This is a genomic window from Stutzerimonas kunmingensis, from assembly GCF_900114065.1.
Taxonomy (GTDB): domain Bacteria; phylum Pseudomonadota; class Gammaproteobacteria; order Pseudomonadales; family Pseudomonadaceae; genus Stutzerimonas; species Stutzerimonas kunmingensis.
Genome location: NZ_FORS01000001.1, coordinates 413668 through 440604, shown reverse-complemented (window position 1 = coordinate 440604; position 26937 = coordinate 413668). Strand labels below are relative to the sequence as shown.

General features: G+C 60.9%; 27 protein-coding genes. 21 read left to right on the top strand and 6 right to left on the bottom strand.

Annotation, left to right across the window (positions count from 1 at the left end):
- Positions 1-67: 67 nt before the first annotated feature.
- Positions 68-2455, bottom strand: a complete 2388-nt coding sequence (gene lon / locus BM275_RS02190; protein ID WP_090519147.1) for an endopeptidase La — start codon at positions 2453-2455, stop codon at positions 68-70.
- A gap of 125 nt (positions 2456-2580) precedes the next feature.
- Between lon and BM275_RS02185 the strand changes: the two genes are divergently transcribed.
- The 3 genes from BM275_RS02185 to putP (BM275_RS02175) all read left to right on the top strand — a co-directional run bounded on the left by BM275_RS02185 (position 2581) and on the right by putP (BM275_RS02175) (position 8491).
- Positions 2581-3336 carry a helix-turn-helix domain-containing protein gene (locus tag BM275_RS02185; RefSeq protein WP_090519520.1) on the top strand — a complete coding sequence of 252 codons (756 nt, stop codon included), beginning with the start codon at positions 2581-2583 and terminating at the stop codon, positions 3334-3336.
- A gap of 263 nt (positions 3337-3599) precedes the next feature.
- Positions 3600-6761: a bifunctional proline dehydrogenase/L-glutamate gamma-semialdehyde dehydrogenase PutA gene (gene putA / locus BM275_RS02180; RefSeq protein WP_090519146.1), complete on the top strand. Its 3162-nt coding sequence runs from the start codon at positions 3600-3602 to the stop codon at positions 6759-6761.
- A gap of 245 nt (positions 6762-7006) precedes the next feature.
- On the top strand, positions 7007-8491 hold the full coding sequence (gene putP, locus BM275_RS02175) for a sodium/proline symporter PutP (protein ID WP_023443949.1): 1485 nt from the start codon (positions 7007-7009) through the stop codon (positions 8489-8491).
- Positions 8492-8635: 144 nt separating this feature from the next.
- Here the strand turns inward: putP (BM275_RS02175) and BM275_RS02170 are convergent, their stop codons facing one another.
- Entirely contained in the window at positions 8636-8860 is a 225-nt protein-coding gene (locus tag BM275_RS02170) for a DUF3203 family protein (RefSeq protein WP_014819536.1), read from the bottom strand.
- 227 nt (positions 8861-9087) lie between these two features.
- On the opposite strand from BM275_RS02170, the gene BM275_RS02165 reads away from it, so the two are divergent.
- Positions 9088-11109 (top strand): TonB-dependent receptor, encoded by a 2022-nt coding sequence (locus BM275_RS02165; protein ID WP_090519145.1) that lies wholly within the window; start codon positions 9088-9090, stop codon positions 11107-11109.
- A gap of 201 nt (positions 11110-11310) precedes the next feature.
- A complete protein-coding gene (gene putP / locus BM275_RS02160) occupies positions 11311-12795 on the top strand; it encodes a sodium/proline symporter PutP (protein ID WP_090519144.1) in 1485 nt (494 codons plus the stop codon).
- Between the two features lie 125 nt (positions 12796-12920).
- On the opposite strand, the gene BM275_RS02155 is transcribed toward putP (BM275_RS02160), so the two are convergent.
- The gene (locus BM275_RS02155) at positions 12921-13736 is read right to left on the bottom strand and encodes a DUF1206 domain-containing protein (protein WP_090519143.1); all 816 of its coding nucleotides are present in this window, start codon (positions 13734-13736) and stop codon (positions 12921-12923) included.
- A gap of 238 nt (positions 13737-13974) precedes the next feature.
- Here BM275_RS02155 and BM275_RS02150 point away from each other — a divergent pair, with 238 nt between their 5' ends.
- From BM275_RS02150 to BM275_RS22015, 13 genes are all read left to right on the top strand, one after another.
- Positions 13975-14154, top strand: a complete 180-nt coding sequence (locus BM275_RS02150) for a hypothetical protein (RefSeq protein WP_044315206.1) — start codon at positions 13975-13977, stop codon at positions 14152-14154.
- Positions 14154-14303, top strand: coding sequence for a hypothetical protein (locus BM275_RS22225; RefSeq protein ID WP_167362145.1), 150 nt, complete (start codon positions 14154-14156; stop codon positions 14301-14303). The genes BM275_RS02150 and BM275_RS22225 overlap by 1 nt, the downstream gene beginning before the upstream one ends.
- Before the next feature lie 68 nt (positions 14304-14371).
- Complete coding sequence (locus tag BM275_RS22025) at positions 14372-14737, top strand: hypothetical protein (protein WP_139229565.1); 366 nt, start codon at positions 14372-14374, stop codon at positions 14735-14737.
- 207 nt (positions 14738-14944) lie between these two features.
- Positions 14945-15787 (top strand): IclR family transcriptional regulator domain-containing protein, encoded by an 843-nt coding sequence (locus tag BM275_RS02140; RefSeq protein WP_090519141.1) that lies wholly within the window; start codon positions 14945-14947, stop codon positions 15785-15787.
- Positions 15788-16029: 242 nt separating this feature from the next.
- Entirely contained in the window at positions 16030-16884 is an 855-nt protein-coding gene (locus BM275_RS02135) for a CoA transferase subunit A (protein WP_090519140.1), read from the top strand.
- Positions 16884-17666: a CoA-transferase subunit beta gene (locus BM275_RS02130; RefSeq protein ID WP_090519139.1), complete on the top strand. Its 783-nt coding sequence runs from the start codon at positions 16884-16886 to the stop codon at positions 17664-17666. The genes BM275_RS02135 and BM275_RS02130 overlap by 1 nt, the downstream gene beginning before the upstream one ends.
- Positions 17663-18868, top strand: a complete 1206-nt coding sequence (gene pcaF, locus BM275_RS02125; protein WP_090519138.1) for a 3-oxoadipyl-CoA thiolase — start codon at positions 17663-17665, stop codon at positions 18866-18868. Before BM275_RS02130 ends, pcaF begins: the two co-directional genes overlap by 4 nt.
- Positions 18869-19106: 238 nt before the next feature.
- Positions 19107-19895, top strand: coding sequence for a 3-oxoadipate enol-lactonase (gene pcaD, locus BM275_RS02120; RefSeq protein WP_090519137.1), 789 nt, complete (start codon positions 19107-19109; stop codon positions 19893-19895).
- A gap of 308 nt (positions 19896-20203) precedes the next feature.
- Entirely contained in the window at positions 20204-20440 is a 237-nt protein-coding gene (locus BM275_RS02115) for a type II toxin-antitoxin system ParD family antitoxin (RefSeq protein ID WP_090519518.1), read from the top strand.
- The gene (locus BM275_RS02110; RefSeq protein ID WP_090519136.1) at positions 20437-20766 is read left to right on the top strand and encodes a type II toxin-antitoxin system RelE/ParE family toxin; all 330 of its coding nucleotides are present in this window, start codon (positions 20437-20439) and stop codon (positions 20764-20766) included. Before BM275_RS02115 ends, BM275_RS02110 begins: the two co-directional genes overlap by 4 nt.
- 100 nt (positions 20767-20866) lie before the next feature.
- A complete protein-coding gene (locus BM275_RS22630) occupies positions 20867-21376 on the top strand; it encodes a YcxB family protein (RefSeq protein WP_478219194.1) in 510 nt (169 codons plus the stop codon).
- A 102-nt stretch (positions 21377-21478) separates the two neighbouring features.
- Positions 21479-21934, top strand: a complete 456-nt coding sequence (locus BM275_RS22020; RefSeq protein WP_139229564.1) for a hypothetical protein — start codon at positions 21479-21481, stop codon at positions 21932-21934.
- 169 nt (positions 21935-22103) lie between these two features.
- On the top strand, positions 22104-22604 hold the full coding sequence (locus BM275_RS22015) for a hypothetical protein (protein WP_139229563.1): 501 nt from the start codon (positions 22104-22106) through the stop codon (positions 22602-22604).
- 56 nt (positions 22605-22660) lie between these two features.
- Here BM275_RS22015 and BM275_RS02100 read toward each other — a convergent pair whose 3' ends face one another.
- Entirely contained in the window at positions 22661-23419 is a 759-nt protein-coding gene (locus BM275_RS02100; RefSeq protein WP_090519134.1) for a hypothetical protein, read from the bottom strand.
- A gap of 166 nt (positions 23420-23585) precedes the next feature.
- On the opposite strand from BM275_RS02100, the gene BM275_RS02095 reads away from it, so the two are divergent.
- Positions 23586-24736, top strand: a protein-coding gene (locus BM275_RS02095) for an IS3 family transposase (protein WP_090519133.1) whose coding sequence is annotated in 2 segments (ribosomal slippage) — positions 23586-23823 and positions 23823-24736 — 1152 coding nt in all. Because the reading frame shifts where the segments join, the coding sequence is not laid out codon by codon here.
- Here BM275_RS02095 and BM275_RS22010 read toward each other — a convergent pair.
- The gene (locus BM275_RS22010) at positions 24675-25553 is read right to left on the bottom strand and encodes a hypothetical protein (protein ID WP_139229562.1); all 879 of its coding nucleotides are present in this window, start codon (positions 25551-25553) and stop codon (positions 24675-24677) included. The two genes, BM275_RS02095 and BM275_RS22010, sit on opposite strands and share 62 nt — an antisense overlap.
- Before the next feature lie 54 nt (positions 25554-25607).
- On the bottom strand, positions 25608-25883 hold the full coding sequence (locus BM275_RS02090) for a helix-turn-helix domain-containing protein (RefSeq protein WP_090519132.1): 276 nt from the start codon (positions 25881-25883) through the stop codon (positions 25608-25610).
- 122 nt (positions 25884-26005) lie between these two features.
- On the opposite strand from BM275_RS02090, the gene BM275_RS02085 reads away from it, so the two are divergent.
- Complete coding sequence (locus BM275_RS02085; RefSeq protein ID WP_014819553.1) at positions 26006-26221, top strand: hypothetical protein; 216 nt, start codon at positions 26006-26008, stop codon at positions 26219-26221.
- A 39-nt stretch (positions 26222-26260) separates the two neighbouring features.
- Complete coding sequence (locus tag BM275_RS02080; RefSeq protein WP_090519131.1) at positions 26261-26599, top strand: DUF5447 family protein; 339 nt, start codon at positions 26261-26263, stop codon at positions 26597-26599.
- Positions 26600-26937 lie beyond the last annotated feature (338 nt).

Sequence of the window (26937 nt, the reverse complement as noted above, 5' to 3'; positions counted from 1 at the left end):
GTCCGGAGGTGGAAGTGCAGCGCGACTTCCACCCTTCGACTTCAGCTGGTCTGCAGCTCGTCCCGCGTCAGAACAGCACCTTGGCCACATCAGCGAAGCGCTTGGCGAAATGCACGGTCAGACCTTCCTTGAGGTAGTCAGGCAACTCTTCGAAGTCGCCGCGATTGGCTTCCGGCAGGATCAGCTCGAATATCTTCTGTCGCCGCGCCGCGATCACCTTCTCGCGCACTCCGCCGATCGGCAATACGTGACCGGTCAGCGTCAGCTCTCCGGTCATGGCCACGCCTTTCTTCGGCGGCTGGTTGCGCGCAAGGGAGAGCAGCGCGCTGGCCATGGTGATGCCGGCGCTGGGGCCGTCCTTCGGCGTCGCGCCTTCCGGCACGTGCAGGTGCACGAAGGCCTGGTCGAAGAACTCCGGATCGCCCTTGAAGGTTTTCAGGTTCGAGCTGACGTAGCTGTAGGCGATCTCCGCCGATTCCTTCATCACGTCACCGAGCTTGCCGGTGAGCTTGAAGCCGCGGTTCAGCGTGTGGATGCGCGTGGCCTCGATCGGCAGGGTGGCGCCGCCCATGCTGGTCCAGGCGAGGCCTGTGATCACGCCGACGCCGGAGAGCACCTGTTCGCTGCGAAACACCGGTTTGCCGAGGTAGCTTTCCAGATCCTTCGGCGTGATCTTCAGTACCGCTTGGGGGTCTTCCAGCAACTGCACCACTGCCTTGCGGACCAGCTTGCCCAGTTGCTTCTCCAGCTGACGCACACCAGCTTCACGGGCATAGCCTTCGATCACCGCTTTCATGGCGCTGTCGCTGATGGCGAGGCGCTGCTTGGGCACGCCGGTCTTGTCCAGCAGCTTGGGCCACAGGTGACGTTTGGCGATGGCCAGCTTCTCCTCGGCGATGTAGCCGGACAGGCGGATTACCTCCATGCGGTCGAGCAGCGGGCCGGGAATCGAGTCCAGGGTGTTTGCCGTGCAGACGAACAGCACCTTGGACAGGTCCAGGCGCAGGTCCAGGTAATGATCGAGGAATTCGACGTTCTGCTCCGGGTCGAGCGTTTCCAGCAGCGCTGAAGCCGGATCGCCCTGATAGCTGGTGCTGAGCTTGTCGATCTCGTCGAGCATGATCACCGGGTTCATCACCTCGACATCCTTGAGCGCCTGCACCAGCTTGCCGGGCAGGGCGCCGATGTAGGTGCGGCGGTGGCCCTTGATCTCCGCCTCATCGCGCATGCCGCCGACGCTAAAGCGATAGAAGGGCCGCCCAAGAGACTCGGCGATGGACTTGCCGATGCTGGTCTTGCCCACGCCGGGCGGGCCGACCAGCAGCACGATGGAGCCGGCGATCTCGCCCTTGAAGGCGCCGACGGCAAGAAATTCGAGGATGCGGTTCTTGATGTCATCGAGGCCAGCGTGGTGCTTGTCCAGCACCTTGCGCGCACGCTTGAGGTCGAGCTTGTCCTGGCCGAATACGCCCCAGGGCAGGGCGGTGGCCCAGTCGAGATAGTTGCGGGTGACGGCATATTCCGGCGAGCCGGTTTCGAGTATCGACAGCTTGTTCAGTTCCTCGTCGATTCGCTTCTGCGCGGCGGGCGGCACCACCTTACCGTCAAGGCGGGCGCGGAACTCGTCGGCGTCGGCGCTCTTGTCATCCTTGGTGATGCCCAGCTCGCGCTGGATGATCTTCAGCTGTTCCTTGAGGAAGAACTCGCGCTGGCGCTCGCCGATCTTGCGGTTGACCTCGCCGGTCAGTTCCTTCTGCAGCCTGGCGACTTCCACTTCCTTGCGCAGCAGCGGCAACACCTTCTCCATGCGCTTCAAGACCGGCACGGTATCCAGCACTTCCTGCAGCTCCACGCCAGGCGCGGTGGTCAGCGCGGCGGCGAAGTCCGACAGCGGCGACGGGTCGTTGGGGCTGAAGCGGTTCAGGTAGTTCTTCAACTCCTCGCTATACAGCGGGTTGAGCGGCAGCAGTTCCTTGATCGCGTTGATCAGCGCCATGCCGTAGGCCTTCACCTCGTCGCGCGGGTCGTCATCGCTTTTCGGGTAATCGACTTCCACCAGATACGGTGGTTTGCGCCGCAGCCAGCCGCGGATGCGCACCCGCGCCAGGCCCTGGGCGACGAACTGCAGCTTGCCGCCCTCCTGCGAGGCGTGATGCACGCGGACCATGGTGCCGTGCTCCGGCAGGCTGTCCGGGTCGAAGGTGGCCATGTCCAGCACCGGCGAGTCGACGAAAAATAGTGCCACGCGCTGGTGCGGCGTCTTCGCCACGCGATCCAGGGTCTCGGCCCAGGGATCTTCGTTGACGATCACCGGCAACACCTGCGCCGGGAAGAAAGGTCGGTTGTGCACCGGGATGATGTAGAGCTTGTCCGGCTGCTGTTGATCGGGCAGTACGAGACCGTTGGAGGAGATGATTTCCTGCTCGATATGATCCTGATTGACGTCGTCGTTCATGCGGCACCCGTTGCGAATACGTGCACCTTAGATGGGTGGTGGCCCGGATGATTTCAATCCCGTCGCATAGGGGTGGGCACTTCATGCAGGCTTCGGTACAGTGCTTGCACGCACAGGTGCCCATCATGCTCAACGCCCGTCTGCTTCGCCTGGATGACCAGACTCACCAGCACGCCCACGACTATCACCAGTTGGTGATGTCGCTTTCTGGGCGCGCGGAATTCGAGGTCAATGGCTCCGGTGGCGAAGTCTGCCGGATGCGCGCCTGTCTGGTGCCGGGCGATGCCGACCACGGCTTCGCCGGCATGGGCGACAACCGCATGCTGATCATCGATCTCGACGAGCAGGATGTCGTCACCGAGGACCCCGAGCTGCTGGCCCGGCTGTTCGAAGCGCCACGCTATCCGGCGCTGGATGCCGATTTCCAGAACCTGCTGGCCTACGCCGGTGCCGAGCTGGCGCGCTACGGCAGCGATCCGCTGCTGGCCCGGGCGCTGGGCGGTGTGCTGTTGCGCGCACTGCACCTGCGTCTGTTCGGCGAGTCCCAGCAGCGGCCGGCCGGACCGCTCGATCTGCAGCGGCTGGACAGCTATATTCAGGACAACCTGGCGCGACGCATCACCGTCGCCGAGCTGGCCCAGGTCGCCTGCCTCAGCCCCAGCCACTTCCACGCCCAGTTCAAGGATTGCGTCGGCCTCACGCCACACCAGTACCTGCTCAAGACCCGCCTCGACCGTGCTGCCCGCCTGCTGCGCGAAACGCCGCTGCCGCTGGTGCGGATTGCTGAGGAGTGCGGCTTCTCCAGCCAGAGCGCATTGACCACGGCGACCCGTCGCTATCTGGGTCTGACCCCTCGCGGATTGCGCAAGCCGGACTCCTGAGCTTTCTCCTGATTGCCCTGTTTTCGGGCTCTTCAGCTACCAGGGGTATATTCCTGCGCCATCCTGGTGCGCTTTCATTACGGTCGCGTTTCCGCGTCCGGCTTTCGTAGTTTTTCGTAAAACTTCCGTAGTTTTGCGCAAGAACGGCTCGTCTTGCAGACCCTACATTCCGTCTCCCGACCTGGCTCTTCGTCTTGTGCTGCACCATCAGCCTGGCCGTGGACTAGACCTATAAGCAGACACAATCACAAGAGGAGCGGCGCATGTTCAAGGCCGGTCACGTGCTGGAAGGCGCCTTCGCCAACCAGAAAGCCGCGGAATTCTTTCCCGTCATCAGCGCCAACTACGCCGTTGACGAGGCGCAATATCTCACCGAACTGCTGCAGCTTGCCGATCCCGGCGAGGCGGGCATTGCCGCCATTCGCGAGCGCGCGCGCAGCCTGATCGAGGCGGTGCGTGGGCGTGACAATGCCGTCGATACCCTCGATGCGCTGCTGCGCCAGTACAGTCTGGACACCCAGGAAGGGCTGATGCTGATGTGCCTGGCCGAAGCGCTGCTGCGGGTGCCGGATGCCGCCACGGCTGACGCGCTGATTCGCGACAAGCTCAACGCCGCCGAATGGGAGCGCCACCTCGGCCAGAGCGACAACGTGCTGGTCAACTTCGCCGCCTGGGGGCTGGTGATGACCGGCAAGGTGGTCGATCCGGAAACTGCCGATGGCCGTCCGAAGAACGTCATCGGTCGTCTGCTCAAGCGCTCCGGCGAGCCGGTGATCCGCAGCGCGATGAACCAGGCGATGAAGCTGATGGGCAAGCAGTTCGTGCTTGGCCGCACCATCGCCGAAGCGCTGAAGAACGGCCGTCCCGAGCGCGAGAAGGGCTACACCTATTCCTTCGACATGCTCGGTGAAGCGGCGCTGACTGCCGAGGACGCCGCCAAGTACATGGCTGACTATCGTCAGGCTGTGGAGACCGTCGGTGCCGAGCCGCAGGTCGGCAAGGGCCCGCGTCCGTCGGTGTCGATCAAGTTGTCGGCGCTGCATCCACGTTACGAAGTCGCCCAGCGCGAGCGCGTGCTCACCGAGCTGTTCGCCAGTGTGCGCGAACTGGCCGTGCTGGCGCGTCAGCGCAATGTCGGGATCACCATCGATGCCGAGGAGGCCGACCGCCTCGAGCTGTCGCTGGAACTGTACGAAAAGCTCCTGCGCGACCCGGCTATCGCCGGCTGGGGTGAGTTCGGCCTGGTCATCCAGGCTTATTCCAAACGCTGCCTGCCGGTGCTGGTCTGGTTGACGCTGCTCGGTCGTGAGCTTGGCGAACGCATTCCGCTGCGGCTGGTAAAGGGCGCCTACTGGGACAGTGAGATCAAGCAGTGCCAGGTCCAGGGCCTGGACGGCTACCCCGTTTACACGCGCAAGGAAGGCACTGACACCTCCTACCTCGCCTGCGCGCGCTACCTGTTGTCCGAGCACACCCGTGGGGTGATCTACCCGCAGTTCGCCAGCCACAACGCGCACACCGTCAGCTGCATCCTGGCCATGGCCGAGGAAATCTCGCAGCCGCGCGAGTTCGAGTTCCAGCGCCTGCACGGCATGGGCGATGCCCTGTACGACACGGTGATCGAGAAGTACGCCCGCAACGTACGCATCTACGCCCCGGTCGGCGCGCACAAGGACCTGCTGCCCTATCTGGTGCGCCGCCTGCTGGAGAACGGTGCCAACTCGTCCTTCGTTCATCAGCTGGTCGACCCGCGCGTGCCGGTCGAATCGCTGATCGATCACCCGGTGAGCCAGCTGCGCAGATTCGCCGCACCGGGCAACCCCCGCATTCCGCTGCCGCCGGCGCTGTTCGGCAATCGCAAGAACTCCCAAGGGATCAACATGAATATCCAGAACCAATGGAACGACCTGGCCAGCGCCTACCAACCTTTCCTCGAGCGCCAGTGGCAGGCTGCGCCGGTCATCAGCGGGCAAAGGCTCGCCGGAACGCCGTCCGACGTGCGCTGCCCCTATGACCTGAACAAGGTTGTCGGCCAGGCGCAGTTCGCCAGCGCCGACCAGGCGCGCCAGGCCATCGATCGCCTGGCAGCCTACTGGCCGACTTGGAATGCCACGCCGGTGGAAGCCCGTGCCGCTGTGCTGGAACGCCTGGGCGATCTGCTGGAGCAGCACCGCGCCGAGCTGATGGCGCTGTGCACCGTGGAAGCCGGCAAGTCGCTGCAGGACGGCATCGACGAAGTACGCGAGGCGGTGGATTTCTGCCGTTACTACGCTCAGCAGGCGCGGCAGAAGCTCGGTCGCGAAGAGTTGAAAGGCCCGACCGGAGAGCGTAACGAGCTGTTCCATGAAGGCCGCGGCGTGTTCGTCTGCGTCAGCCCGTGGAACTTCCCGCTGGCAATCTACCTCGGCCAGATCACCGCGGCACTGGTGGCCGGCAACACCGTGCTGGCCAAGCCGGCCGAGCAGACCAGCCTCATCGCTGCGCGTGCGCTTGAACTGATGTTCGAAGCCGGCCTGCCGAAAGAGGCAATCGCCTTCCTGCCAGGCGATGGCGCTACCCTGGGCGGCGTGTTCTGTCGCGATCCGCGGGTGGTCGGCGTGTGCTTCACCGGCTCGACCGACACGGCGCGCATCATCAACCGCCAGCTGGCCGAGAAGGAAGGCCCGATCGCCACGCTGATCGCCGAAACCGGCGGGCAAAACGCGATGATCGTCGATTCCACCGCGCTGCCCGAGCAGGTGATCAAGGACGCCGTCGGCTCCGCCTTCACCAGCGCCGGTCAGCGTTGCTCTGCGTTGCGCGTGCTCTACGTGCAGCGTGATATCGCTGACCGGGTGATCGAGCTGCTCAAGGGCGCGATGGCCGAGCTGAACGTCGGCCCGACCCATCTGCGCGAGAACGACATCGGCCCGGTGATCGACCAGGAAGCTCGTGAAGGCCTGCTGGCGCATATCCAGCAGCTCAAGAGCGAAGGGCGCCTGATCGCCGAGGCGACATTGCCGGCTGGTCTGAACGGTCATTTCGTGGCGCCGGTCGCCTTCGAGATCGACGGCATTCACCAGCTCAAGAAGGAGCAGTTCGGGCCCGTGCTGCACGTGGTGCGCTACGACGCGGCGGATCTGGAAAAGGTCGTGGCGGCGATCAACGGCACCGGCTACGGCCTGACCCTCGGCGTGCACAGCCGCAACGAGGAAACCGCCGAACGCATCGAGCAACTGGCGCGGGTCGGCAACCTCTACGTCAATCGCAACCAGATTGGTGCCGTGGTCGGCGTGCAGCCGTTCGGCGGCTGTGGCCTGTCCGGCACAGGTCCGAAGGCGGGCGGGCCCAGCTATGTGCTGCGCTTCGCCAACGAGCGGACCACCTCCACCAACACCACAGCGGTGGGCGGCAACGCCTCGCTGCTGTCGCTCGGAGACGACTGAACGCATTCACGCTGTACCACCGAGTGAATGGCCTTGGTCATTTACCTGGCGCATCACGCTAAACCTCCCGGCCGCTCAGGCGGCCGGAACACAACAACAATTGGACAGTTGGCGGACGCTCTTCCGCCACTGACGGGCCCGGGTTGGGTCTGTCACAGGTGATGGCCTTTTCGCTATCGCCCTCTGCCAAGGTGCAGCGTGGGTCCGCTCGCGTTGCGCCGAACAACAACTAACGAGGGACACACATGAGCATCAGTACACCCACGCTGATCACCTTTCTGATCTACATCGCGGCGATGATCCTGATCGGTTTCGTCGCTTACCGCGCCACCAAGAACTTCGACGACTACATCCTCGGCGGTCGCAGCCTCGGCAGCTTCGTCACTGCGCTGTCGGCCGGTGCCTCGGATATGAGCGGCTGGCTGCTGATGGGCCTGCCCGGTGCGATCTTCGTCGCCGGTCTGTCGGAAAGCTGGATCGCCATCGGCCTGATTGTCGGCGCCTGGCTGAACTGGCTGTTCGTCGCCGGGCGCCTGCGCGTGCACACCGAGCACAACCACAACGCGCTGACGTTGCCGGATTACTTCTCCCATCGCTTCGAGGACGAGAGCCGCATGCTGCGGATCTTCTCCGCGCTGGTGATCCTGGTGTTCTTCACCATCTACTGCGCCTCGGGCGTGGTCGCCGGCGCACGGCTGTTCGAGAGTAGCTTCGGCGTGCCGTACGAGTACGCACTGTGGATCGGCGCCGCGGCGACCATCCTCTATGTGTTTATCGGTGGCTTCCTGGCCGTCAGTTGGACCGACACCGTGCAGGCGACGCTGATGATCTTCGCGCTGCTGATCACCCCGGTGTTCGTCATCCTGGCCCTGGGCGACATGGGCGCCGCGATGGACACCATTGCCACGCAGAATCCGGCCGCGTTCGACATGTTCAGCGGGCTCTCTTTCGTTGCGATCATCTCGCTGCTGGCGTGGGGCCTGGGCTACTTTGGCCAGCCGCATATCCTGGTGCGCTTCATGGCGGCCGACTCGATCAAGACCATCCCCAACGCCCGCCGCATCGGCATGGCCTGGATGATCCTGACGCTGGCCGGTGCCGTGGCGGTGGGCTTCTTCGGTATCGCCTACTTCGCCGGACATCCGGAACTGGCCGGGCCGGTCACCCAGAATGGTGAGCGTGTTTTCCTGGAACTGGTGAAGATCCTGTTCAACCCGTGGGTCGCCGGCATCATTCTCTCCGGCGTACTGGCGGCGGTGATGAGCACCCTCAGTGCGCAGTTGCTGGTCAGCTCCAGCGCCCTGACCCAGGACTTCTACAAGGCCATGCTGCGCAAGAATGCCTCGCAGACCGAGCTGGTCTGGGTCGGCCGGGCGATGGTGCTGCTGATCGCGCTGATCGCCATCGGCATCGCCTCCAACCCTGACAGCAAGGTACTGGGTCTGGTGTCCTACGCTTGGGCCGGTTTCGGCGCGGCGTTCGGTCCGGTGGTGTTAATCTCGCTGCTGTGGAAGCGCATGACCCGCAACGGTGCGCTGGCCGGCATGCTGGTCGGTGCGGTCACCGTGGTGGTGTGGAAGGAATTCATCGGTCTGGGCCTGTACGAAATCATCCCCGGTTTCATCCTCGCCAGCATCGCCATCTATGTAGTGAGCAAGATGGGCGCCGAGCCGGCCCCGACCATCATCAAGCGCTTCGAGGAAGCTGACGCGGATTACCACGCCGGCTAAGGCTACTGTCGGAGTGTCGCCGCGGCGCGAAGCTGAGTTCGAAGCGGGGGCGCGCTCCCACAGTCAGTTGCTGCAGCGGATCTCGCTTTAAATAACCTGCAAAAAAACCCCGGCTAGCCGGGGTTTTGCGTTTCTGCCGCAGATTCAGTCGTCCGCGACCAGATTGGATCGGTCATCCACCGCGCCCGCCGCGATCAGATGCTCGGCTTCGTCTTCCGGCACATGGATGCTGGTGCCGTCGATGTTCATCACCGACATGCGTGCCTGGGGATCGGTGGTGATGCGCACGTCCATCAGGGCGCTGCGGTGCGTGTTGCCGTTGATGACCACGGCGCAGGTGCCGGTGGTGGTGTCGATGTCTACGGTCATGATCTATCTCCCGAAGCGGTGCAAAAGCCGCGCGAGGTTCGCCCGGCGTTTCCATGTCGACCACGAACAGGGTGCATCCGTTGTACCTGTTACTGGAAAAACAGGGTTAAACGTTACGATATAACATGTTAGATTCTCGCCCCGCGAAGCTGGCTCCGCTACCGGATGCCGGCGCACAGCCGTCTTCGGTTGCCTCGGAAGGCAACCGCCACTGTCTGGAGAGTCACATGAAACTGAAGCGTCATCCCCTGGCCTGGGCGATCAGCCTGGCCCTGGTTCCGGCTGCCTGGGCCGCCGAGCCGGTCGAACTGCAATCCGTCGTGGTCAGCGCCAGCGGCCTGGCCAAGCAGAGCCATGAGATGACCACGCCGGCTGCCGTGATGGAGGGAGATGAACTGGTGCTGCGTCGCGAGGCAACGCTGGGTGAAACACTGGAAAGCCTGCCCGGCGTACGCTCCAGCAGCTTTGGCGCTGGTGCGGCGCGCCCGGTGATTCGCGGGCTGGATGGCGCACGGGTCAAGGTGCTGAGCGATGGCGTGGAACTGCTCGATGCCTCGACCATCAGCCCCGACCACGCGGTGACCAGCGAGCCGCTACTGGCCGAGCGCATCGAGGTCCTCAAGGGTCCGGCAACCCTGCTCTACGGCGGCGGCGCAATCGGCGGCGTGGTCAACGTGATCGACAAGAAGATCCCCACCCGCGTGCCGGAGAAGGGCTACGAAGGCGAGCTGGAGCTGCGCGCCAACAGCGTTGCCAACGAAGGGGCAGGGGTGTTCGGCATTACCGCTGGCAGCGGCAACTTCGCCGTGCGCGCCGAAGGCACCAAGCGCCAGGCCGACCCTTATGAAACCCCCGGTTCGCCGGACAAGCAGGAAGGTTCCTACAACGACACCGACAGCTTCAATCTCGGCGCCAGCTTCATCGGCGAGCGCGGTTACATCGGCGCCGCCTACGGTGAGCAGAACAACCGCTACGGGCTGCTGGCCCATGAGCACGCCGATTGCCACACCCACGGCAGCGACTGGCATTGCGGTGGCCATGATGATCACGACGATGACGACGACCATGATCATGACGAACATGGAAGCGTGCCTTATGTCGACATGCGCCAGAAGCGCTGGGATCTGCGCGGCGAGCTGAGCGATCCGCTGCCGGGATTCGAGCTTGCGCGGCTGCGCATCGGCCACAGCGACTATCAGCACAAGGAAATCGAAGGCGGGGAAGTGGGCACCCGCTTCAACAACGATGCCACCGACGCACGCCTGGAGCTGACCCATCAGCCACTGTTCGGCTGGCGCGGTGTGGTCGGCGCGCAGACGCTGCGTCGCGACTTCGAAGCCCTCGGCGAGGAGGCCTACGTGCCGCAGACGCTGACCCGCAACCACGGTCTGTTCCTGCTCGAGGAATACACCGCCGGCGCCTGGCGCTACGAACTCGGCCTGCGCCACGAATGGCAGGACATCGACGCCGATGGCCGTCCGGATACCGATCACAGCGGCACCTCGATGTCCGCTGGTGCGGTCTGGACCTTCGCACCGCAGTACTCGTTGGGCTTCTCGCTGACGCGCTCGCAGCGCCTGCCCAGTGCCGAGGAGCTCTACGCCAGCGGCCCACATGCGGCGACCCGCACCGTTGAGCTTGGCAATGTCGATCTGGAAGAAGAAACCTCGCACAACGCCGAAATCACCCTGCGCAAGTTCGCCGGCCGCATGACCTTCAGCCTCAGCGTTTTCCGCAACGAGGTGGATGACTTCATCTATGCCGCCGACACCGGCAACGACATCGGTGGTGGCTACCGCGAGATCGAGTACCGCCAGCAGGACGCCGTGCTCACCGGGGCGGAAGGGGAGGTGCGCTTCCAGGTCACCGACGCCACCGCCTTCACCCTCTTCGGCGACCACGTGCGTGGCAAGCTGCGCGACGGCGGCGGCGACCTGCCGCGTATCCCCGCCGATCGCCTGGGTGTGCGGGTTGATCAGAGCTTCACCCCGGCACTCAACGGCCAGCTGGAGTTCTATCGCGTGCAGCGCCAGGACGAGCTGGCCGACTACGAAAGCGAAACAGGTGGCTACAACATGCTGGGCGCCAGCCTCGGTTATAGCGGCTCGCTGAACCAGACCGATTACCTGCTCTACCTCAAGGCCAACAACCTGCTGGACGAAAAGGCCCGTCAGCACACTTCCTTCATCAAGGATGAGGTGCTGCTGCCCGGGCGCAATCTGACGGTAGGCGTGCGCCTGGCGTTCTGAGGCGGACAGTTGCCTTGCAGCACTGACGAGGGCCGGCAGCTACTGCCGGCCCTCGTTCATTCCGGCAGGCAAAACCTCGCGGTCACGCGCAAGTACACGGATGACGCGCTATCCTTGCGCCCCTCGATTGTTCCGTTGCGGGTGCCGGTCGTTGTCCGCGCTGGCGATGGAACGTCAGGACCAACAAGGAAAACAAGTCCCATGAACGTCAGCACACCCACTCTGATCACTTTCGTGGTCTACATCGCGGCGATGATCCTGATCGGTTTCATCGCCTACCGCGCCACCAAGAACTTTTCCGACTACATCCTCGGCGGTCGCAGCCTCGGCAGCTTCGTCACGGCGCTGTCGGCCGGCGCCTCGGACATGAGCGGCTGGCTGCTGATGGGCTTGCCCGGTGCGATCTTCGTCGCCGGTCTCTCGGAAAGCTGGATCGCCATTGGCCTGATCGTCGGCGCCTGGCTGAACTGGCTGTTCGTCGCCGGCCGGCTGCGGGTACACACCGAGCACAACCACAACGCCCTGACCTTGCCGGATTATTTCTCGCATCGCTTCGAAGACGAGAGCCGCATGCTGCGGATCTTCTCCGCGCTGGTGATTCTGGTGTTCTTCACCATCTACTGCGCCTCGGGCGTGGTGGCCGGTGCGCGACTGTTCGAGTCCACCTTCGGCATGCCCTACGAGTACGCGCTGTGGGTCGGTGCAGCGGCGACCATTCTCTACGTGTTCATCGGCGGCTTCCTGGCGGTGAGCTGGACCGACACCGTACAGGCCACGCTGATGATCTTCGCGCTGCTGATCACCCCGGTGTTCGTCATTCTCGCCCTCGGCGACATGGGCACCGCGATGGCCACTATCGAAGCGCAGAACCCGGCCAACTTCGACATGTTCCGCGGGCTGTCCTTCGTCGCCATCATTTCGCTGCTGGCGTGGGGCCTGGGCTATTTCGGCCAACCACACATTCTGGTGCGCTTTATGGCCGCCGACTCGATCAAGACCATCCCCAACGCCCGCCGCATCGGCATGACCTGGATGATCCTGACCCTGGCCGGCGCGGTCGCGGTGGGCTTCCTCGGCATCGCCTACTTCGCTGATCATCCGGAGCAGGCCGGTGCGGTCAGCCAGAACGGCGAGCGGGTATTCATGGAGCTGGTGAAGATCCTGTTCAACCCCTGGGTTGCGGGCATCATCCTCTCCGGCGTGCTGGCGGCGGTGATGAGCACCCTCAGTGCCCAGCTGCTGGTCAGCTCCAGCGCGCTGACCCAGGACTTCTACAAGGCGATGCTGCGCAAAAATGCCTCGCAGACCGAACTGGTCTGGGTCGGCCGCGGCATGGTGCTGTTGATCGCACTGATCGCCATCGGCATCGCCTCCAACCCCGACAGCAAGGTGCTGGGCCTGGTGTCCTACGCCTGGGCGGGCTTCGGCGCGGCGTTCGGGCCGGTGGTGCTGATCTCGCTGCTGTGGAAGCGCATGACCCGTAACGGTGCCTTGGTTGGCATGCTGGTCGGTGCGGTCACTGTGGTGGTGTGGAAGGAGTTCATCGGTCTGGGCCTGTACGAAATCATCCCCGGTTTCATCCTCGCCAGCATCGCCATCTATGTCGTGAGCAAGATGGGCGCCGAACCCGCCCCGAGTATCGTCAAGCGCTTCGAAGAAGCCGACGCGGACTACCACGCCGGCTGATCTGCACAGCGCAGGTCGAGCATGGCGGCTCGACCTGCGGTTGGATCCAGTATCCCGGTTCTAACCGTTCCGCCCCATATCGATATTTGCCACTGCCCGGCCTCTCCGTCGAGGCTGTCCGGGCTTCAATTCGTCACTTCCGACAAGTCGATCCGCCGCCAGCGTGCTTCGGCGAAGCTGTACACAGCGAAGGCCAGCAGGCCGACCCCGATTGCCAACAGCAGCGCGCCACCCGCAGGCATGCCCTGAAGCGCTTCGAGCGCTTCCTTGAGGCCCGGTGGATCGGTGGGCTCGTAGCGGCTACCGCCCATGAACAACAGCCCGGCGATTATCAGAAAGGAACAGCCACGTGCAGCCAGCCCAACACGGGAAACGGGGCGCACCAGATGCATGGTGCGTTCATCGCACTGGAAGTAGCGCTCGAAATGCGCACGCCATGCCTTGATCAGATGCGCAATGGCGACTCCAAGTGGAATCAGCGCAATCGCCCATATCAGCCAGTGAGAGTGCTTCAGGCCAAGAAAACGCATGAGGCTGTCGGTGCTTTCGCCTCCGGAACCGCCGCCGCCTTCGGAGAAGCGGTCCAGCCCGCTCACCAGCATGCTCAGCGTGAACAGTGCAAGCAGCAAGTTGACCACGCCACTGCTCACCAACCCCGTGCGGATCAGCAGACCCTTGGCGTCATGGCCGTGCCGATCGGTATCACCGATGCCCTGCGTCAGCCGCCACGCCACGTGCGCGAGCAGGTCGATTACCACCAGCCAGAGCAGTATTGCCCCGAATGGCTGGCCGAGCAGTTGCTGAACTGCGCCGCGAGTGTCGACCGTTTCGCCGGAACCGAGTGCCGCCATGATCGCAAAAAAGCCGACGATGACGTACACCACGCCCCGCGCCGCGTAGCCGCTGCGTGCCAGCCAGACCACTCCACGTGTCACGTTCATATTCGCTTTCGCTCCGAAATTGAGATCATCCGAGACAGTGTCGTCATAGTTGGGACGCGGTTGCAGCCCGTTCGGTTCGCTCGAACTCGTCGCGTACACCTGCCTTTGGGCGGCGAAAAGAATTAATACCGACGAAGGAACGGGACGAAACGGCGAAGGTCTGATTCCTCGCCCAGTAGCGTTCGGGCGTCCTGGGGCGGGACGGCCTTGCGACTACGGAGGATCAAGGAGTATCTCGATGAATTACTGGAAGGTGGTATTGCTCGGCATGGCGCTCGGCTTGGCCGGATGCAGCATCAATGCCCCAGGTGTACATGCGCGGGTCGGCGATGCCGATGCGGTACGGCTGGACATCGGTGGTCACGGTCATGGTGGCGGGTTCTGTCCGCCGGGACATCGGATGAAAGGAAACTGCTGATGAGCGCTCGTCTTCTTGTAGTCGTACTGGCAGCCCTCCTGATGTCCGGATGCAGCCTGCGTCTACCGGGCATCGGCATCGATATCGGTGATGGCGGCGGCGGGCCTCCGCATTGCCCACCAGGTCAGGCCAAGAAGGGTAACTGCTGAGGCGCCAGGCGCCGGCTGGTCACGCTCAGGCAAGGCCGACTAGGCCTTGCCTGTCTCTGGAGTCATCTATGTCACGTCTTCTCGTGTTGTTTCTCGGGCTGATCACGCTGAGCGGCTGTACCGTGCATGAGTACGCCGGCCACGGTTATCACCGCCCCTATTACCACGGCGAATACCGCGAGTATCGCTACGACGGCTATCCAGCCCGCCATTACCGATACGACCGTTCCGATTACCCACGCCACGCTCCGCCACCGGTGGTTCGGCACGAGCGCTACGAGCAGCATCGGAGTCATCGTCACGACCAGCCTTCCCGGCACTACAGTCAGGGCGGTGACCGTCACTACAAGAACGCCGTGCGCCACCCGGTTCAACACAGGAGCTACCGGCCGGCTAAGTCCCAGCAGCATCACGATCGCCGCCGCCAGTGGTAGCGGGCCGGCGCTGCCGCCGACAGTGAGCCGTGGCCTGACTCGGCTCTGACTTCCCCTTTACGCTGTGGCATTGCCGCTTAGGTAAACGCCCGCCAAATGACCTTGCGGCGGGCTGGCATCTTCTCCGTCGCCGGCCAGGTGCAGCGCTGGCGATTATCGGTCGATGCACCGATAATCGCCCCGATGTCAGCGTCCGGGGTGTCCTGCATGACCGATGATTCACGAGTTCTCCAGCCACCGATGGCGCCGCCCATCGTCGCGTCCCCCGCCAAACGCATCGAGGCGCTAACCGGCGATCCCAACTTCATGACTTCGCTGGCGCGCGGGTTGGCTGTGATTCATGCGTTCCAGGAGCGGAAGCGCCACCTGACCATCGCGCAGATCAGCCACCGCACAGAGATCCCCCGCGCCGCGGTGCGCCGCTGCCTGCATACCCTGATGAAACTTGGCTACGTCACCACCGACGGGCGCACCTATTCGCTGCTGCCCAAGGTGCTGACCCTCGGTCACGCCTATCTGTCGTCCACGCCGCTGGCAGTTACCGCGCAGCCGATTCTCGACCGCCTCAGCGAGCAGCTTCACGAAGCCTGTTCGATGGCGACGCTGGAGGGTGATGAGGTGCTCTATGTGGCGCGTTCGGCCACCCCTCAGCGGCTCATCTCGGTAGATCTGTCGGTGGGCAGTCGGCTGCCTGCCTATTGCACGTCGATGGGCCGCATCTTGCTGGCGGCGCTGGATGACGCGGCGCTCGACGACTACCTGGGGCGAGCCGACCTGCAAGTAAAGACCAGCCGCACCTTGCACAGCCCGGAGGCGCTGCGCGAAAACATCGCCGAGATTCGCCAGCAGGGTTGGGTCATCATTGATCAGGAACTGGAAATGGGCCTGCGTTCGTTGGCCGTTCCACTCAAGGATTCCGCCGGCCAGGTGCTGGCCGCGCTGAACGTCGGCACCCATGCCGGGCGCGTTTCGCGTCAGGAGCTGGAGACCCGATTCCTGCCCGTGCTGCTGGAGGCCAGCCGCGAATTGGGCACGCGGCTGTTCCATTGATCGAAGCTCTCGCGACCATCGGCGACCATCGGCGACCATCGGCGACCATCGGCGACCATCGGCGACTACGGTGCTCTAGGTGGATTCGCGCGCTGAGTCGGCGTTGTTCATCACAATGGAACGGTGCTTAAGTTGTTCGATAATCGAACGTTATGTCGATTATCGGATTGTTTGGCTGGGGATGGACCGTTAACGTTTTCACAACGCAATCGGCGTACAGAAAACAACACGAGATCCGACTCATGGCTGAATTCCTCTCGCTCCGCGAAGCGGTCGAGCGCTTCGTCCAGGATGGCGACACCGTCGCCCTGGAAGGCTTTACCCACCTGATTCCCACCGCAGCCGCCCATGAAATTGTGCGCCAGGGGCGCAAGGACCTGACCCTGGTGCGCATGACACCGGACCTGGTCTACGACCTGCTGATCGGTGCCGGTTGCGCGAAGAAGCTGATCTTCTCCTGGGGCGGCAATCCCGGCGTCGGCTCGCTGCATCGTCTGCGTGATGCGGTGGAGAAGGGCTGGCCGCAGCCGCTGGAGATCGAGGAGCACAGCCACGCCGACCTCGCCAATGCCTATGTCGCCGGTGCCTCCGGCCTGCCGTTTGCGGTGCTGCGCGCGTATGCCGGCTCCGACCTGCCCAAAGTCAACACGCTTATCAAGTCGGTCACCTGCCCGTTCACCGGGGAAGTGCTGGCGGCCGTGCCCAGCGTGCGCCCGGACGTCACCGTGATCCACGCGCAGAAGGCCGATCGCAAGGGCAACGTGCTGATCCAGGGCATTCTTGGTGTGCAGAAGGAAGCCGCCTTGGCAGCCAAGCGCTGCATCGTCACCGTCGAAGAGATCGTCGATGACCTCCAGGCGCCGATGAACGCCTGCGTGCTGCCGACCTGGGCCCTGAGCGCGGTGTGCCTGGTGCCGGGTGGCGCGCACCCGTCCTACGCGCATGGCTACTACGAGCGAGACAACCGTTTCTACCAGGCCTGGGACCCGATCGCCCGTGACCGCGAGGCGTTCAGCGCCTGGATCGACACCTACATTCGCGGCACCGCCGATTTCGCCGCCTATCGAGCGAAGATCGCCCAGCAGGAGGCCAATTGATGAGTTCCTACAACACAAACGAAATGATGACCGTCGCCGCGGCCCGTCGGCTGGGCAATGGCAGTGTCTGCTTCGTCGGCATCGGCTTGCCGTCCAAGGCTGCCAACCTGGCCCGCCTGACCCACGCCCCGGAAGTGGTGCTGATCTACGAATCCGGCCCAATCGGCGCCAAGCCTTCGGTGCTGCCGCTGTCCATCGGTGACGGCGAGCTGGCCGAAAGCGCCGACACGGTGGTGCCGACTGGCGAAATCTTCCGCTACTGGCTGCAGGGCGGGCGCATCGACGTCGGCTTTCTCGGCGCCGCGCAGGTGGACAAGTACGGCAACATCAACACCACGGTGATCGGTGACTACCACCAGCCCAAGGTGCGCCTGCCAGGTGCCGGCGGCGCGCCGGAGATCGCTGGCAGCGCCAAGCAAGTGCTCATCATCCTCAAACAGTCGCATCGCACCTTCGTCGACAAGTTGGCTTTCATCACCTCGGTCGGCTTCGGTGAGGGCGGCGATCACCGCAAGCAGTTGGGCCTGCCGGGTGCAGGTCCGGTGGCGATCATCACCGATCTGTGCATCATGGAGCCGGAAGAGGGTACTAACGAATTTGTGGTCACCGCTCTGCATCCGGGTGTGGCCCGCGAGCAGGTGATCGAGAACACCGGTTGGCAGATCCGCTTCGCCGACAACGTGGTCGTCACCGAGGCGCCGCGTGCCGAGGAGCTGGAAGCGCTGCGCGCCCTGGAAGCGCGCACGGCTGCCGCCCATGGTCAGCTGGGAGGTGAGGAATGAGCCGCGAGGTATTCATCTGTGATGCCGTACGAACGCCGATTGGCCGCTTCGGCGGTGCGCTGGCAGCCGTACGCGCTGACGACCTGGCTGCGATCCCATTGCGGGCGCTGCTGGAGCGCAACCCGCAGCTTGATCCTGCGGCGATCGAGGAAGTCTTCATGGGCAGCGCCAACCAGGCTGGGGAGGACAATCGCAACGTAGCGCGCATGGCCGCTCTGCTCGCCGGCCTCCCGCATACGGTGCCGGGCGTGACCCTCAACCGTCTGTGCGCCTCGGGCATGGATGCCGTGGGCACTGCGTTTCGTGCCATCGCCTGCGGTGAAATGGAGCTGGCGATGGCCGGCGGCGTCGAGTCCATGTCCCGCGCGCCCTACGTGATGGGCAAGGCCGACACGGCGTTCGGTCGCACCCAGAAGATTGAGGACACCACCATTGGCTGGCGCTTCATCAATCCGAAGATGAAGGAAATGTGTGGCGTGGATGCCATGCCGCAGACCGCCGACAACGTCGCCGATGAGTGGCAGATAAGTCGCGCCGATCAGGACGCCTTCGCGCTGCGCAGCCAGCAGCGTGCTGCTGCGGCTCAGCAGGCCGGCTTCTTTGCCGAAGAAATCGTCCCGGTGGTGATCAGGGGCAAGAAGGGCGAAACGGTGGTCGATACTGACGAGCATCCGCGCGGCGATACCAGCGCCGAGGCGCTGGCCAAGCTCAAACCGGTCAATGGCCCGGACAAGACTGTCACCGCCGGCAACGCCTCAGGCGTCAACGATGGTGCCGCAGCGATGATCCTCGCCAGTGCCGAAGCGGTGCAGAAGTATGGCCTCAAACCCCGCGCCAAGGTGCTCGGCATGGCCAGCGCCGGCGTCGCTCCGCGCGTCATGGGGTATGGCCCGGTGCCAGCGGTGCGCAAGCTGTGTGAGCGCCTGAATATCGCGGTAAGCGACTTCGATGTGGTCGAGCTGAACGAAGCCTTCGCCGCGCAGGGTCTGGCCGTGACTCGCGATCTCGGCCTGCCAGATGGCAGCCCGAAGGTGAACCCCAACGGCGGCGCCATCGCCCTGGGCCATCCGCTTGGCATGAGCGGCGCTCGCCTGGTGCTGACTGCAGTCCATCAGCTGGAGAAAACCGGTGGCCGTCTCGGTCTCGCGACCATGTGTGTCGGTGTAGGGCAGGGGCTGGCGCTGGTAGTGGAGCGGGTCTGACCTGGATCGGGCGCAGACTGCCGTGGCAGCGATCTCGCCCGCGACGCATTGCGAGCATGCAGCGGAAAGCGCTTGCGCGGTATCGATTTGGGCTAGACCTCTACGTCGTGCGTGCGTCGTGCATCCTGCCAAGGCACGCGCAGAGCGTCGGCGAAGCCGCCCGTGATCGCCAGAATCTCCGAATCAGGCTGTGCTTGATCGAGCACACCGACCGAACATAACGCGAGTGAGTAGAACAATGCCGAGCGTAAAACTGGCTGATGCAAGTCTGAACTATCGATTCGACGGTGCGGATAACGCGCCGGTGCTGGTGCTTTCCAACTCTCTGGGTACCAGCCTGGGCATGTGGAACGAGCAGATTCCCGCATTTTCAGAGCATTTTCGAGTGCTGCGCTACGATACGCGCGGCCACGGCGAGTCGAGCGTCACCACTGGCCCCTACAGTATCGAGCAGCTGGGAAGGGATGTGCTGGCCCTGCTCGACACACTGGGCATCGAGCGCTTTTCCTTCTGCGGCCTTTCCATGGGCGGGCTGATCGGACAGTGGCTCGGAATCCATGCCGGCTATCGGCTGCAACGACTGGTGCTGTGCAATACCGGAGCTAAGATCGGCACCGACGAAGTATGGAACGCCCGCATCGATAGCGTCCTGGCCGGCCGCGAGCAAGCCATGCGCGACATGCGCGATGCATCCATTGCTCGCTGGTTCACAGCGGGCTTCGCCGAGGCGAACCCAGAGGCTGTGGCACGCATCACCGAGATGATCGCCAGCACCTCGCCAGACGGCTACGCCGCCAACTGCGCGGCTGTGCGCGATGCCGACTATCGCGCACAGCTGGGCGCGATCAAGGCACCGACACTGGTCGTTTGCGGCTCCAAGGACCCAGTGACAACCGTCGAGCATGGCCAGTTCATTCAGTCCAATATCCCCGCCGCCGAACTGGTCGCATTCGAGGCTGCGCATCTGTCGAACGTAGAAGCGGGCGGCGCGTTCACACAGCGAGTGCTGGCGTTCCTGCGCGGCTGAGAGCAGTCAGTGGTTGGGCCGACGACGCATGAAACCTCTGGCGGAAGCCGAACCATCTGCAGGTTGCTCAGCCGCAAATGAAAAGGCCCCGCGTAAGCAGGGCCTTGAAGACTGGAGCGGGCGAAGGGAATCGAACCCTTTTGCTTAGTGTGTCGTTCCGGCTCAATGCGTGTCTTTATGCGGTTTCCAGACCGAACCGCCTGCTCGATTCGTCGCTATTCGGCACAGTGATTTCGACACTTTATCGACACCGCGTTTAGCAACGCGCTAAAGTGCTCTTGCCAATTTTTGCCAAACGGGCCGCTAGCATGAGCACCATGAACATCTCCCTTCCCGAGACGCTGAAGAGCTTCGTGGACGAACAAGTCAATCAGCGTGGCTACGGCACCAGTAGTGAATACGTCCGCGAACTGATCCGCAAGGACCAGGACCGCCAGCATCTTCGAGGGTTGCTGTTAGCGGGTGCTGCCTCGGCGCCGACTGCTCCCGTTGATGCAGACTACTTCGATTCTCTGCGTGATCGGGTTCGGAATGCTCGCGGATGAAGCAAAAGCCAGTCATCCCAAGAGCGCTAGCGCGCGAGGACGTTGAGCGAGCGATTGCCTACTATCTGGAGCAAGAGGCCGATAAGGCTGCGCTGGGACTGATTGATGCGCTAGAGCATGCCTATAAACAGCTCAGTCGCCATCCTGAGTCAGGCTCCAACCGCTACGCACATGAGCTGGATCTTCCAGGGCTACAATCCTGGCCGCTCAAGCGTTACCCCTACGTGGTGTTCTACGTGGAGCGCCCGAACCACATTGAAGTTTGGCGTGTACTGCACGGAATGAGCGATATTCCGTCTTGGCTCCAAGATGATGTGCAGCGCTAACTTTGTGAGAGTGTCGACTACTCGGCGCAGTGGAGGTGCCTAGGATATCTGACCTCGGTTCTCTGTTCCGTCACCCTTCACGTCAGATGCAAGGATTAGCATGCAAGTAAAAACAGATATTCGAAAAAGCGACCTTATTCGACTAAACGTCTCAGCCGTGCCGCGAATGAAGTCGACATACATAACCTTCTTCATCCTTGCGTGTCTTACTTTTGGGTTTTTGCTGTGGAGTAAAGGCCAGCCAGAAAGCTCACATAAACTAATTGTTCATCTTGCTAGTTCAGTTATTGGCGGGTTAACAGGGCTCGTCTTCGGCTTCGTTTTTAACGTAATAGCGGTTCTATCGCTGTCTAGTGTTAAAAATGGGGTTTTAGGTGAGCATATTTATACGTTAACCCCAGAAGGGTTGCATGAAAGTACAGCCACTAACGAGGGTCTAACTAGGTGGAGTGGGGTGGTTAGTGTGCGATCAATGGGGTCTTGCTTGCTGGTTCAGATAGGCAGCTGCTTGTATCATATTATGCCTAGACGAAGCTTCGAGTCATCACTGGCTTTTGATGAGTTTATAGCACAAGCAAAAGCGTATTGGCAGCAAGCACAGATCGAATAGGCAGCGAGGATTGGTTGTCATGCCTGTTTTGGTAGTTTCAACTACCCACTCGGTCGATTTAAAGCTGCTCGTTTTGTATTTCGCAGTAAGCGATAAATTTAAATGGAAATTTCACGAAATACAGATGCGACGGTAGCATTATTGGTTGCCTTTATAGTTGGCGTTGCCCGGCTTTTATCTGGCGATCCACTTTACATGGGGAGTTGGTACTACTTTGTGGTACCGATAGCGGCTATTGCCATCGGCGTCATGGCACGTGCAAAACCGCTGTTTTTGCTGGGCACATCCTTAGCTGCCTCTGTAACGCTTTTGGTATATGCCGCAATCAATCTATCGCTAGCCAGACCTGAGGGGTTGCTTGCTCTCGGTCACCTTTTCTCGTTGCCGGGTGCAGCGGCGGGTACGCTAATTGGTGCTTTCTTATCACGGCGTCTGAGCAGACCGATTTCAGTCTTGGCGCTTGGTTTCACTGGAACGCTGGTCGGCTTCTTCCTTAATCAGCTAGTTGTATGCAATACGGTCATGTGGTGTGGAGCGCTGTCGCTGCCGATTGGTTAAGGGTAGTACCCAATGGCTAAGACCTCTAAGCGCAGTGGCGCTAAATAAATCTGTCCCCTTTCTCAATGTTCTGGTAGATTTCCCGCGATTAAATCGCCATGATTTGGTGCGCTCTTAAAACAGCTCGTCATGGCGCGGCGGACGAATCGGAAGGACGATTGGAGTTTATATGAATGTAAAAGGATTTAGCCTGTCATTGTTACTAGCGGCTACAGTCAGCGGTTGCGCAAGTGAACCCTATCCAACCTATGCTCACAGGCAAAATATTCTTGGGGTATGGGACTGCGCTACTGCTTTCGAAGAAGACGATATTTCCCTGAAAATCGAATCGAAAGATACGTTTCTGAGAAACGGCGCCTCTCATTCTTTTGGCATCATGACAGTGAAGTTTGCCCCCGATTTTCCAGAAATTACTTATTCAGTGGCTGGCACTTTCACATGGAAAATTGAAGACAAATATCTTATACAGATGGCGACAGACCTAAAAATCGTTAACTTAACCCATCCCGAGTTTGATGAGGTTATGAAGCTGCAGGATATTTTCCCTACTAAGATTAGTGAGTCATCAGAGATTCTAAGACTGACGGAAACTGAGCTGGTCGTGGATAGCGAGTCTGGGGGCGGAATATATAAGTGTACCAAAGCAGCGAAGTCGGTCTCTGATAGTTGACCTATAGCGCAATCTATTTATACGCGGCTCTGATGGGCGGGGAATGACCTCCAGCCCTAACCCATCGGATTAAAGTTGCTAGCCGCTCCGCAATAGCGCGTCTTCATCCGGTCGCTATGGTCTTTTCGGTCGCTGTCGAAGCGTGCTCGCCATGCACGGCATTGCTCGTGGAAGTGCTGTTTAGCGGCTTTGCGGCATTCGCGGTAGTCGATTGAGCCTCGACGGTGGTTGGCGCATACGCTGGTTCCGTCGATGTAGTTATTGACGGAAACCCACTCCGCTAGATAGTCGATGCCGCCGTTCCAGCCTTCGATCCATTTCGACGTGCGTTCTCGGCTTACCGACCGCGATCTGGGCGCGCTGGTGTTGGGCGTGGCTGCAGCAACACGATGGACGGCGGGTGGGGTGTAGGTGCTGGCCGGCTGCTTGGGCGTGTAATTGCTATCGTTAAATGATGTTTGCCGGGACTGTACTGCTTCCGCTGTGCGCTCTTCGAACCATTCGATTTCTTCCTGGCTCAGCTGTCGCTGCTGGGGCGCTGGTGTCGGTTCTGCTGCCGGGGCTTCGTAGCTTGCAACGGAAGGCTGGGTAACCGGCTGTGTGGGCTGCTCAGGCTCTTGGTTAAACCAAGCCTTGCCGCCGACATGAATGCCTTGCTTAATCTGGTTTACGTCCAGCACCACCGGCTTGCCGAATGTAAATGCAAGTGCCGAAAGCACCGCTGAACCGATGCCCAGGATCGCCAGGAACCGCCAGGGGCTAGGCGTCTTTCTGTTGCGCAGGTATTCCGGTGCATCATCCCAATCTGATCTCATCATGCCTCCTTGCTCTGGGATCGGGCTGCTAAATAAATCTGCCCCTTATTTTGTTTTTTCTAGATCTATATTTTTTTGCTTGAGAAGTTCTGCGTGTCTGGCCGTGAATCGCCCCTAGTTTCGTAGACACCTCCAAGCCTCATAATGAGGCCCATTAGGAGGTGCCATGAGCAACCAGCGTTACCCCGAAGAATTCAAAATCGAAGCGGTCAAGCAAGTGACCGAGCGTGGCCTTCCTGTAGCCGAGGTGGCAGCGCGGTTAGGTATGTCGGTGCACAGCCTGTATGCCTGGATCAAACGCTACAGCAAGCCCCAGGAAAAGCGGCAGCAAGAGGATGATCAGCAGGCCGAACTGCGTCGTCTGCGTGCTGAACTCAAGCGAGTGACCGAAGAGCGAGACATCCTAAAAAAGGCCGCCGCGTACTTTGCCAAGGAGTCCGGCTGAAGTACGCCTTCATCAGCAAGCTGTCGGTGGAGTATCCGGTTCGGCGTCTCTGCCAAGCCCTCAAAGTGCATCCCAGCGGTTACTACGCTTGGCTATCCGAGCCTAGCTCCGTACGCGCCAAGGAAGATCAGCGTCTGCTCGGGTTGATCAAGCATGCGTGGCTGGAAAGTGGTGGTGTTTACGGCTATCGAAAGATCCACGACGATCTGCGTGAGTTGGGTGAGTCCTGTGGCCGTCACCGCGTGGCCCGCCTGATGAGGTTGGAGAAGCTGCGTTCGCAGACCGGCTATCGTCGGCGCCCTGGCTATTACGGTGGCAAGCCGAAAGTGGCCTCGCCCAACCGTCTGGAGAGGCAGTTCAAGGTCGCTGAGCCCAATAAAGTCTGGGTTACTGACATCACCTACATCCGCACCTATGAAGGCTGGCTTTACTTGGCAGTGGTGCTGGATCTGTTTTCACGCCAAGTGGTCGGCTGGTCGATGAAACCACGGATGTGCAGCGATCTCGCGATTGATGCCTTACTGATGGCGGTGTGGCGGCGCAAACCCAAGCAGGAAGTGATGATCCACTCAGACCAGGGCAGTCAGTTCAGTAGCTTGGACTGGCAAAGTTTCCTTAAGGCCAACAACCTGATCAGTAGCATGAGCCGGCGCGGTAACTGTCACGACAATGCCGTGGCAGAAAGCTTTTTCCAACTGCTGAAGCGCGAACGCATCAGACAGAAAACCTACGGCACTCGGGAAGAAGCACGCGCTGATGTGTTCGATTACATCGAGATGTTTTATAACCCTAAACGCCGGCACAGCAGCGCTATGCAGCTATCGCCAGTGGATTTTGAAAAGCGCTATTTCCAGAGCTTGGAAAGTGTCTAGGAAAGCCGGGGCGATTCACCTCAATAGATTTTCTTTCGCGCATACGATCAGCATTATTATAAGAATTCACGCTGATACGGCGGCTGGAGCCTCTTGTCAAGGCATTCATCCAGTCAACAATTTTTTCAAGATTGTTGGAGATTTTATAAAGCGGGTCTCCGCCCCCAATCTCGATAGTTCCTTCAAATGAAGACATGTCCAGCAGTACAATGTTTTTGTACTCATTGTTGCGAATATCGAAGTATGAGATTTCAATTGCAAACTTGGTGCTAAACGTCTCCTGCTCGCCAATTTCTCTTATGACATCCAGAAAGCCAAATACAAAACTTTTATAAACCTGGCCAATGCCAAGATTGGAGATTCCGTTCGATACGGCTCCCAAAGAGAATAGCGCCTTAACTATTGGGTTTTTCTCTGCACCGTCAATCCCTTCGCTAACATTCACCAGTTTGAACTTGACGTTTTTAGCAATGCCTTGCCCGTAGTTAGCGATTTTAACCTCTATTAAGTGGAAGCTGGCTTTGCAATGCACCAAAGAAAAATCTATAAAAGGCTTTATGGCATCCTGCTGCAATTGAGCTAACTGCCTGGTCTGTGCTTCTCTTAAATACCAAGTTTCTTTGGCTAGGATAAACGTAAGTACAGCAATGGCTGCTGTTGCCAAGGCAGATATCCATGAGGATAGAGAGTCAGCTGTTAATTTGATATTGCCTTGGACTGATCCGCCCAAAACTATGCCGCCAATAAAGGCCAAAGGCAAGATTAGAACTAGTACGACTATTGTCAGTATGTATTTATTGAGTTTGCCTGAATTCATACTATTTCCCTGTCCTTTGCGCGTACCAACGCCTAGCTACTTCCGCTGTAATCGCTATCCCGCGTTTTGATTGGGCAAGTTTGAATGGGCTGCCTCGTATTCAGGGCTGGTTTGTCCACATTCTGGTTGGACGTTGCCGCTGACTATCCAAAGCGCAAATTGTGGATATAGCTTCACCACCGCCTCAATTTCGTCAGCTTTGATCTCTCGTGCTTTAGCCGGGTTTTTCAAATTGCTCCAGGTATAGCGGCTGATTCCTGTCAGCTGCTCGAGTTGCGGCAGCTTTAGCCCGCTATGCCTCAAAACGGTAATAACTCTTTCTTTTATCATTACGAATCGATCTAAATAAGCGCTATCCAATTTGACTCTATCTAAATATGATTCGTTTCGACTCTAGTCAAAACGGATAGGGTCAATCCGTATGCAATGCCACGAATAGTGCCGGAACGAGCATGGAACTGGAAGAGCTAGAACCTTCAAAGCTGATCGCCCCACAGCAGGACGTGGAAACCGTCGAAGCCTGGGCGGAACGTAACGGCCTGACATGCTCCATGGCCCGCGCCTGGGTCTACCGGGGCGTGCTCCCCACCGTAAAGCTCGGCAAGCGCCGCATGATTAACAGCGCGCTGCTGCGTAGCTGGCTGCTGGAACAGGAGTGGACCGCATGATCCGCACCGTCTACGGAAAGCCAGGGGAGGGGATGACCTATGCAGAAGCCGGCCAACTATCAACGCCTTCCGCACGCCCAGGACTGCGACTGCTCTGTCTGCTGGTCCAGACGCGAAATGGCGAAACCCGGTCCCTCCCGGTTCACACCATGCGCCCTATGCCGCCCCGCATACGCGCGGCCGATTCGCACGGTACAAATGGGCTGCGTCGGTGGAATCTGGAAGCCTCTGCTCTCGGAGTGGACAGTGGAACCGGCCTTTATCTGCGAGAAGCACACGCCACCCGCCCGCCCCGCGAAGTGGTGGAGCGTTATCTACGACTCGGGCAAGCCAACGCCCTACGTGCCGATTCACGAACCGTTCGAGCTGGTGGGGTGATGGCATGAGGATTTCTGACAGCCCCTATCTGGTCGTCCTCGTTGCCCTGCACATCGTCGAGGTATTGCAGCAGGTCCGGCGCCGAGCACTTCAAGACGAAACCGACCCCGCAGATGCCGAACAGGTCCAGGGCCGCGCTCCCGGCTCGTCGGATCACGCTTCACCGATCCGGCGAACGGAAGCACGGGCGGAGCGCAACCTTGACCCTGCACGAACAGAAACAGCCTCCGCTCGTGAGTGCGGGAGCGCTTTTCCCTCCCGCGCTCCCGAGCCCTCGGCGGCGAGAGTGGGATGACAAGGGCGAAGCCCTTGGTGTTTAACAGCGTTGCGGATGATTA

Excerpts from the sequence above, each read along its gene's own strand:
- lon (WP_090519147.1), bottom strand. The coding sequence starts at position 2,455 with ATGAACGACGACGTCAATCAGGATCATATCGAGCAGGAAATCATCTCC.
- BM275_RS02185 (WP_090519520.1), top strand. The coding sequence starts at position 2,581 with ATGCTCAACGCCCGTCTGCTTCGCCTGGATGACCAGACTCACCAGCAC.
- putA (WP_090519146.1), top strand. The coding sequence starts at position 3,600 with ATGTTCAAGGCCGGTCACGTGCTGGAAGGCGCCTTCGCCAACCAGAAA.
- putP (WP_023443949.1), top strand. The coding sequence starts at position 7,007 with ATGAGCATCAGTACACCCACGCTGATCACCTTTCTGATCTACATCGCG.
- BM275_RS02170 (WP_014819536.1), bottom strand. The coding sequence starts at position 8,860 with ATGACCGTAGACATCGACACCACCACCGGCACCTGCGCCGTGGTCATC.
- BM275_RS02165 (WP_090519145.1), top strand. The coding sequence starts at position 9,088 with ATGAAACTGAAGCGTCATCCCCTGGCCTGGGCGATCAGCCTGGCCCTG.
- putP (WP_090519144.1), top strand. The coding sequence starts at position 11,311 with ATGAACGTCAGCACACCCACTCTGATCACTTTCGTGGTCTACATCGCG.
- BM275_RS02155 (WP_090519143.1), bottom strand. The coding sequence starts at position 13,736 with ATGAACGTGACACGTGGAGTGGTCTGGCTGGCACGCAGCGGCTACGCG.
- BM275_RS02150 (WP_044315206.1), top strand. The coding sequence starts at position 13,975 with ATGAATTACTGGAAGGTGGTATTGCTCGGCATGGCGCTCGGCTTGGCC.
- BM275_RS22225 (WP_167362145.1), top strand. The coding sequence starts at position 14,154 with ATGAGCGCTCGTCTTCTTGTAGTCGTACTGGCAGCCCTCCTGATGTCC.
- BM275_RS22025 (WP_139229565.1), top strand. The coding sequence starts at position 14,372 with ATGTCACGTCTTCTCGTGTTGTTTCTCGGGCTGATCACGCTGAGCGGC.
- BM275_RS02140 (WP_090519141.1), top strand. The coding sequence starts at position 14,945 with ATGACCGATGATTCACGAGTTCTCCAGCCACCGATGGCGCCGCCCATC.
- BM275_RS02135 (WP_090519140.1), top strand. The coding sequence starts at position 16,030 with ATGGCTGAATTCCTCTCGCTCCGCGAAGCGGTCGAGCGCTTCGTCCAG.
- BM275_RS02130 (WP_090519139.1), top strand. The coding sequence starts at position 16,884 with ATGAGTTCCTACAACACAAACGAAATGATGACCGTCGCCGCGGCCCGT.
- pcaF (WP_090519138.1), top strand. The coding sequence starts at position 17,663 with ATGAGCCGCGAGGTATTCATCTGTGATGCCGTACGAACGCCGATTGGC.
- pcaD (WP_090519137.1), top strand. The coding sequence starts at position 19,107 with ATGCCGAGCGTAAAACTGGCTGATGCAAGTCTGAACTATCGATTCGAC.
- BM275_RS02115 (WP_090519518.1), top strand. The coding sequence starts at position 20,204 with ATGAGCACCATGAACATCTCCCTTCCCGAGACGCTGAAGAGCTTCGTG.
- BM275_RS02110 (WP_090519136.1), top strand. The coding sequence starts at position 20,437 with ATGAAGCAAAAGCCAGTCATCCCAAGAGCGCTAGCGCGCGAGGACGTT.
- BM275_RS22630 (WP_478219194.1), top strand. The coding sequence starts at position 20,867 with ATGCAAGTAAAAACAGATATTCGAAAAAGCGACCTTATTCGACTAAAC.
- BM275_RS22020 (WP_139229564.1), top strand. The coding sequence starts at position 21,479 with ATGGAAATTTCACGAAATACAGATGCGACGGTAGCATTATTGGTTGCC.
- BM275_RS22015 (WP_139229563.1), top strand. The coding sequence starts at position 22,104 with ATGAATGTAAAAGGATTTAGCCTGTCATTGTTACTAGCGGCTACAGTC.
- BM275_RS02100 (WP_090519134.1), bottom strand. The coding sequence starts at position 23,419 with ATGAGATCAGATTGGGATGATGCACCGGAATACCTGCGCAACAGAAAG.
- BM275_RS22010 (WP_139229562.1), bottom strand. The coding sequence starts at position 25,553 with ATGAATTCAGGCAAACTCAATAAATACATACTGACAATAGTCGTACTA.
- BM275_RS02090 (WP_090519132.1), bottom strand. The coding sequence starts at position 25,883 with ATGATAAAAGAAAGAGTTATTACCGTTTTGAGGCATAGCGGGCTAAAG.
- BM275_RS02085 (WP_014819553.1), top strand. The coding sequence starts at position 26,006 with ATGGAACTGGAAGAGCTAGAACCTTCAAAGCTGATCGCCCCACAGCAG.
- BM275_RS02080 (WP_090519131.1), top strand. The coding sequence starts at position 26,261 with ATGCAGAAGCCGGCCAACTATCAACGCCTTCCGCACGCCCAGGACTGC.